Annotated in this window: 3 protein-coding genes; all 3 read right to left on the reverse strand. The window is 67.2% G+C overall.

The features are described 5' to 3' along the window. Positions 1 to 130: 130 nt before the first annotated feature. The 3 genes from AB0J09_RS51805 to AB0J09_RS51815 all read right to left on the reverse strand — a co-directional run bounded on the left by AB0J09_RS51805 (position 131) and on the right by AB0J09_RS51815 (position 6,314). Positions 131 to 2,122 (reverse strand): right-handed parallel beta-helix repeat-containing protein, encoded by a 1,992-nt coding sequence (locus AB0J09_RS51805; RefSeq protein WP_360709129.1) that lies wholly within the window; start codon positions 2,120 to 2,122, stop codon positions 131 to 133. A 395-nt stretch (positions 2,123 to 2,517) separates the two neighbouring features. After that, positions 2,518 to 3,516: a glycoside hydrolase family 43 protein gene (locus AB0J09_RS51810; RefSeq protein WP_360709132.1), complete on the reverse strand. Its 999-nt coding sequence runs from the start codon at positions 3,514 to 3,516 to the stop codon at positions 2,518 to 2,520. A 908-nt stretch (positions 3,517 to 4,424) separates the two neighbouring features. Further along, a complete protein-coding gene (locus AB0J09_RS51815; RefSeq protein ID WP_360709134.1) occupies positions 4,425 to 6,314 on the reverse strand; it encodes a S9 family peptidase in 1,890 nt (629 codons plus the stop codon). Positions 6,315 to 6,762: the final 448 nt, after the last annotated feature.

Raw genomic sequence — 6,762 nt, forward strand, 5'->3', positions numbered from 1 at the left:
GCGGGCACCTCCACGAGCTGACAGCGGCGCGCTCGCGTGCGGAGCGGCCGCAGTCTCCGCCTTGCCGGCGTGGCATGAAAGGGCGGGGGGAGCCGTCCGGCTCCCCCCGCCCCGTCGTCGGGTCGACCGGCTACTGCGAGACCCCGGGGAAGGTCCGCAGGCCCGGCTCGATGCCGGCGTGCGCGATCACTTCCTTGGCGTCGTCCGGCCAGGCGGTGCCCGACACCTGGACGTTGTCGATCAGCTGGTTGTTGTGCTCGGCTGTGTTCGGTGTCTGCGTATTGCCGGAGTTGTACCAGTTGTGCTCAAGCACATTGTCGCTGGTGTTGTTGATCGTCCCGTAGGAGTTCGTGAACACCCACACTCCGCAGTCCTGGACCACGTTGTTCTTCATCGTCACGTAACGAGATCCCTCGTCCAGGTAGAGGCCCACGGTGTGCTGTGTGTCGTAGATGTAGTTACCGCTGAACACGGCGCCGGGGTTGGCCGAGAGATTGTACAGGCTCCCGCCGTCGTGGAAGACCTTCTTCACCCCGTGGATCAGGTTGCCGGTCACCTCGGTGTTCTTGAGGGTCGTGGGCGAGGTGTATACCGGCTGGAACTCGTAGAGGCCCCTGTTCCGGTAATCCTGGCTGCCGCCCGCGTCGTTCGCGCCCCAGCCCCAGCCGGTGTCGATCCCGTCGTAGGCGAGGTTCGAGACCTCGTTGTGCGCGATCACGGCGTGATCCACGTACGTGGTCAGGATGCCCGACATCTCCTTGTAGTCCTTGGCGACGTCGGTCACGAGGTTGTTGTCGATCGTGATGTCGCGCACGGTCATCGCCGGGTCGCTCGGGTGGTGGGCGTCCGGCAGCACGCCGCCCGCGACGACCCCCGCGCCACCAAGGTCGGTGAACAGGTTGTGGTGCACCGTCGTCTCGGTGACCCCGAGCCCGATCCCGGCTCCGTTCGCGTTGGCATCCAGCCCGATGCCGAGGCCCACCTGCCCGAGGTGGGCGAAGGTGTTGTCCGAGAACGTCACGCGGGTGGCCGCGGCCACCTGGACGGCCGCCGGGAGCTGATGCCAGCCGTTGCGCGCGCCCTCGAACAGTCGGCAGCCCGACTGACAGCTGTTCAGGTAGTCGGCCGGCTGCGGGTAGGCCTTCGGGAGGAAGGCGCCGTTCTGCTGGTCGGCGTAGCCGATGGACGAGCCGGGTGACAGCCAGGTCGAGTGCGAGAACCGGATGCCCGAGAAGGTGAGGTCGTGCACCGGGTTCGCGTAACTTCCCGCGATCTGTACGAGCGATTCGAGGTAGGGCAGCACGAACGACGCGCTGTTCGGATCCTCACCGGCGGCGGCACGGTAGTACAGCTTGCCGGCGGAGGGGTCCAGATACCACTGCCCCTCCTGCAGGAACGCGTAGGAGTTCTCGAGCAGCAACTGGCCACCCGCGAACGGGCGCGCCAGAGTGTCGTACCCCCAGTTGTTGTTCTGCCATGCGGGCTGCTGCATGGTGATCGTCGTCCCGCTGATGCTCTGCACGGGGGCGTACCGATCGGTAAAGGAACCCTGGCTCTCGACCTCGATGCGGCTCTGGTCCGGCAGCGTCGCGAGATAGTTCAACGCGGGGTTCTTGATCTGCATGCCGGAGGCGGTGATCGTCACATCGCTGCGAGCGATCTTGATTGCCGCGCGGGGCGCGGCCGCGTCGTTCTTGTAGAGCTGACGGCTGTCCTGCCCCTTGGGCACCGAGGCGACGAAGATGTTCTTGCCGTCGTCGTACGACGTCCAGCCATTCACCTGGCGGCCGCCCGAGACGACCGGCCGCGCCCCTCTCGCAGCCGTCCAGATCACCGGTTTGGCGCTGGTACCCGAGTCGTCCGCGGTGAAGCGCAGCGGCTTGTCAAGCTGGTAGGTCCCATCCTTCAGCTCGACCGTGACGGCGCTCCCCGCATGCGCCGACTCACGGGCCATCGCCTGCGCCGCCGCAAGCGTACGGAGCGGCTTTCCCGGCGTGCCCTCATTGTGATCGTCGCCGCTCGGCGAAACCACGATGGTGGTCCTGCCGGGATGCGGCGGCACGGCGAGTGCCGGCGTGGCGCTGGCCGCGATGATGCTTACCGCGACGAGGGATGTGCCCATTGCGACCGATGCCAGATGGCGTTGTCTCACGGTGTCCCTAACTCCTCTGTGCATGCGATGTAACTCATAAGACGTATGATGAATAACCTTTCGACAAGGAGTCCGTCAAGGGGCGCCGCCCTATGCGCTGCCTCGGGAGCATCGTGGGCATCGGTGGACCGGGAGGGGAACGGTGTGGCCTCCCGGCATAAACGCACAGCAGAACGAAGATTCGGCCCGACAGTAGGCGAGTCGAGGTCTCCACCCTCGGCGAGGCCATGTTGCGTCTGTCGCCACCGTTGGGTGAGCGGTTGTGCGACTGCGGACAATTTCGGATTCGCGTCTCCCCCTCTGGTGCGGGCGGATCCGCGGGCATGGCAATGGGGCGGAGAGGATCGCGGTTGATCCGTGCGTGATCAAGAATCGTCCTCTTGCCCGCCATAAGCACTCAGCAGCCGGTCGTACTCGGCCTGGGTGAGAGGAAGCACCGAGCCGTGCTTGGCTCCAGGAGGCAGTTGGTGGCTCGTCGACGGGATCCACTTCCCGGAGTCGAGATCGGTGGTCTCGAACGGGACGTAGTTGCGCTCCCCGAACTCGTCGATGAACATGTACCACTTCTCCTCCGTGTTCGACTTGAACACAGCCGGGCCCTCACCACGGTCGATCTCGCCCTTGCCGATGCGGTCGGCCACGAACTCATACGCGGTGGAGGTCAGTTCGCGGGACTTCTCGGCGGTGATGAGCTTGGCGCTGGGCACGGAAGGCGTCTGGTCCCGCTCGTCCTTCGTGTAGCGGTAGTAGACGCCGTTGTGCTTGATCACGGCCGAGTCGATCAACGCGTGCCCTGGATCGTGCCAGACCTCGGGTTCGCTGAACATGCGGAAGTCGGTGGTGGTGGCGTACAGCATCCGGTTGTAGGTCGTTCCGGTGTGATCCGGGTCGTCCTGGGCGTAGAGCTTCGAGGCCCAGAAGACGACGTACTTGCCGAGTTCTTCGGCGTAGCACGCCTTCGGTGCCCAGGTGTTGCCCGCGGCGTCGCGGGACACCTTGACGAGGCGCTGACCGGTCCAGTTGACCAGGTCCGTGGAATCCCAGACCACGATCGACTTGCTGCCGGTGCGCTCGGCTCTGTCCCAGGTGAGCTGCACCGGGTCCTCGTCTCCGCCGGACGTCCGCAGATCCGTGGCGATCACGTGGAACCTGTCGCCCTCGGGGGAACGGATCAGGAAAGGGTCGCGCACTCCCTTGGTGCCGAGGCTGGAGGTCAGGACGGGCTTTCCGGCGTTCAGTTCCCGGTAGTGCAACGGATCGTTGCCGAGGCTGAGCGCCATCCGGATCCGTTCGTCGTCGACTGAGGGGCTGCCGACGAAGTAGACGAGCAGGTAGCCGGCGTAGACCGGTTTCGGCTGATGCACAAATGCTCCTGAGTGGGGTGGAAGGGCAGGTGCGCAGGGAAGGAGGACACGCGAGCCTCACGTTAGACACCAGCGCACGCGTCCGAAACGCCGTTCGCGGGTGCCCGCGCATGTCATCGGCTTCGCCCGGCCGGCCCGTGGATGTCCTGCCCGAGGTTGTGGGAGGTCATCAGCGACCGGAAGAGCATGTCAGCACCGATGAGCCCCGGGCAGCCGCATGACGGATCAGCACCCAGCGGGCGTACGGATCGACCAGCCAGGGCGTCGGCTGGCCGCGCTCCCATGCGAACTCGTCTGGGCCACAACCCGGGGCAGCTCAGGGAGCCGTATCTGCCTCCCGCAAGAGATCGCATTCGGATCACCGAGACCTCATGCTGCGGCGCGGGCAGGCCAACCGATCAGCAAGCTGGAGTCGTACGGCGTCTCCCGGCTGCTCTGAGGGAAGGACTCCGAGAGGCGTGGGACTGCAATGCCTCTCCCGCGCGTGTAGGTCCGCCGACGACTGATCGGCACCAGGTTGGTCCAGCGGAGCGGTTGTCGCGCGCCAACCTCGATGCGCCCGAGGACGCATCGGTGACATGGGTCGGCCTCGCCGCTCTAGGCTTGGATGGAAGCTCGATCATGGTCCACAACTGGTCCACAACCCGCGAGCTTCAACGAGAACGGGCGGGACTCCGTGAGACTCGAGGCCCGCCCGTACGTGCGATGTTCACCCTGGTCAGCGGCCAGAACCGCCGATCAAGATCGAGTGCCCCCTGCAGGATTCGAACCTAATGACTGTGCACCCGGCTCCGGAGACCGGACGGATTCATGCTTCCGACCTGCGGAAACGTTTGGTACGTGCCGGTGTCTGTACGTCTCTCGTACGTGATCAAGCCGCGGAGTCAGGCCGTCCGGCGCGGTAACCCCTACAGGTGCCGCCCCCACCAGTCGAGGATGGCGTCGAAGCGGGCCACCCGATGGCTGGGAAGCCCCGAGCGGGACAACTCATGCCCCTCCCCCGGGAACAGCAGCAGCTCCGTCTCCACCCCCCGCAACTGCAGCTTGACGAACAACCGCTGTGCCTGCTCCACCGGGCACCGCCAGTCGTGCTCCGAGTGGATGATCATAAACGGCTTGTCGATCTTGTCAGCGTGCGTGAGAGGGCTCTGCTCCACCCAGCTCGCCGGGTCTTCGCCATACAGGTCACGCGCGAACGACCACCCGATGTCACTACTCCCGTGGAAACTGTCGATCGCGTTGACCGCGCGCTCGCTGATCGCCGCCTTGAACCGGTCGCCGTGGTGAGCAGCCATCCACGTGGTCATGAAGCCGCCGTGCGAGCCGCCGAGCACTCCGGCGCGGGAGGCGTCCAGGCCGCCGGTGGCCAGGGCGGCGTCGAACAGCGCCAGCAGGTCGAGGGCCGACAGGTGGCCGACGTCACCGAAGATGTGCCGGCCGTGCGCCTGGCCGTAGCCGGAGGAGCCGCGCGGGTTGCCCATGACGACCGCGTAACCGGCCGAGGCGTAGATCTGGGCCTCGTCGAAGACGTGCCAGCCGTACTGTGCGAAGGGGCCGCCGTGGATCATGAGGAGCACAGGGTGCGGCCCCTCGCCGGCAGGGCGGACGATCCAGCCGTGCACGGGGTAGCCGTCCGGGGCCGTGCCGGTGACCTCCTCGACGGGGAGTACGTCGAGGCCGGGGCCGAAGGAGGTGAGGGTGATCTCCTTGTCCTGGCGGAGGGCGACCAGCTCGCCGGGGGTACAGGCGTCGGCGACGGCCACGACGGTGACGCCGGCGGCGTGGGCGACGGCGTCGACCTCGCGGGGGCCGTTGATCAGGACGGTAGGTTCCGCGCCCGCGTACGGCACGTGCAGCAGGTCCTTGGCGCCCCGGTTCTCCACGGTGACGAGCACGCCGTCGGCGGTGGGGACGTACGGGGTGACGGGGAGGTGGAAGCGTTCCTCGTCGGTGAGGCGGCGGGCCGCACCGCCGGCGAGCGGCACCAGCCAGAGCCCGAAGTTCTTGGCGACCAGGTGGCGGCCTTCGGGGCCGGCGCCAGCGCCGAGGAAGCACAGGGCGTCGCCGTCCGGGGTGAAGCGCGGTGCGGCCACCGCCAGGTCGGTGGTGGTCACGCGGCGCAGGTCCGAACCGTCAGGGGCGCTCACCCACACGTCGTCGGTGAGCGTGCTGCCGCGCTCGTCATGGCGGGCGGCCACGAACGCCAGCAGCGCGCCGTCCGGGCTCCAGGTGACCCCGCCGTGGTCGAAGTCGCCCTCGGTGACCTGCGTGGCCGAGGGCTCCTCGGCGAAGGGGTCGACGACGAAGACGTGAGCGCGCCGGTCGAGGAAGAAGCCCAGGTTGTCCCGCCGGTACTTGAAGCCGGTGATGCGGCGCGGCCGTTCCTTCTCCGGCTTGTTCTCGCCGTACCGGCCCTCCTCGGGCACGCGCGCGACGAAGGCCAGCCGCCGCGAGTCGGGGCTCCACACCGGCTCGCTGACGCCGAGCGGCTCGTCGGTCACCTTCCGCGGCTCGCCGCCGCCGGTGGGCATAACGTAGAGTTGCGGCTTGGCGCCGTCGCCGCCGCGGACGAAGGCCAGCCAGGCGCCGTCGGGGGAGTATGCGGGCTCTCCGTCGCGCGGACCTCTCGTCAGCCGGCGCGGCTCAGCGGAGCCGTCCGTCGGGACCAGCCAGAGGCCGCCGCGGTACTCGTCGGCCTCGAGATCGGGCCGGGTCACGGCGACGATCGCATACTTCCCGTCGGGCGAGATCGTCGGCGCGCCGAGAGCATGCAAAAGGGAGATATCCGCAGGTTTCATGCTTGAGACCCTAGCCGTCGTGCTTCAGCGGCCACAGCAGCGCGGAGATCACGGATTCCTGTGCACCTGCGGACGGGGCGGACGGCGTTCGTCAGCAGGACCACGGTGAGGCCGTGCGCGGGGGAGACGACGAACGAGGTGCCGGTGAAGCCGGAATGGCCGCGGATGAGTTCGAGCATCTGGCCGCTCTCGATGAGTCGCTGAGGGAGCTCCGCGTGCCGGTGGACCAGCACCGCCGATGCTGTTCAGGTAGCGCGGAAATGTTCACCGAGCCGCGGAACCTACATCCCTACCGTGACTTTCCGTTCCGCTGCTACATCAACCCCGCTACCGCCAAAATCCGTTCCGATCCCCGAACTAGTCGCTATTGCAGCTGGTGGAATCTCCGATCACCTGACACGTCGCCTGCCGCCCGGCTGGGATTGCGATCAGGGAGTGGAAGCCGCCT

The organism is Nonomuraea sp. NPDC049784, assembly GCF_040659615.1.
Lineage (GTDB): Bacteria > Actinomycetota > Actinomycetes > Streptosporangiales > Streptosporangiaceae > Nonomuraea.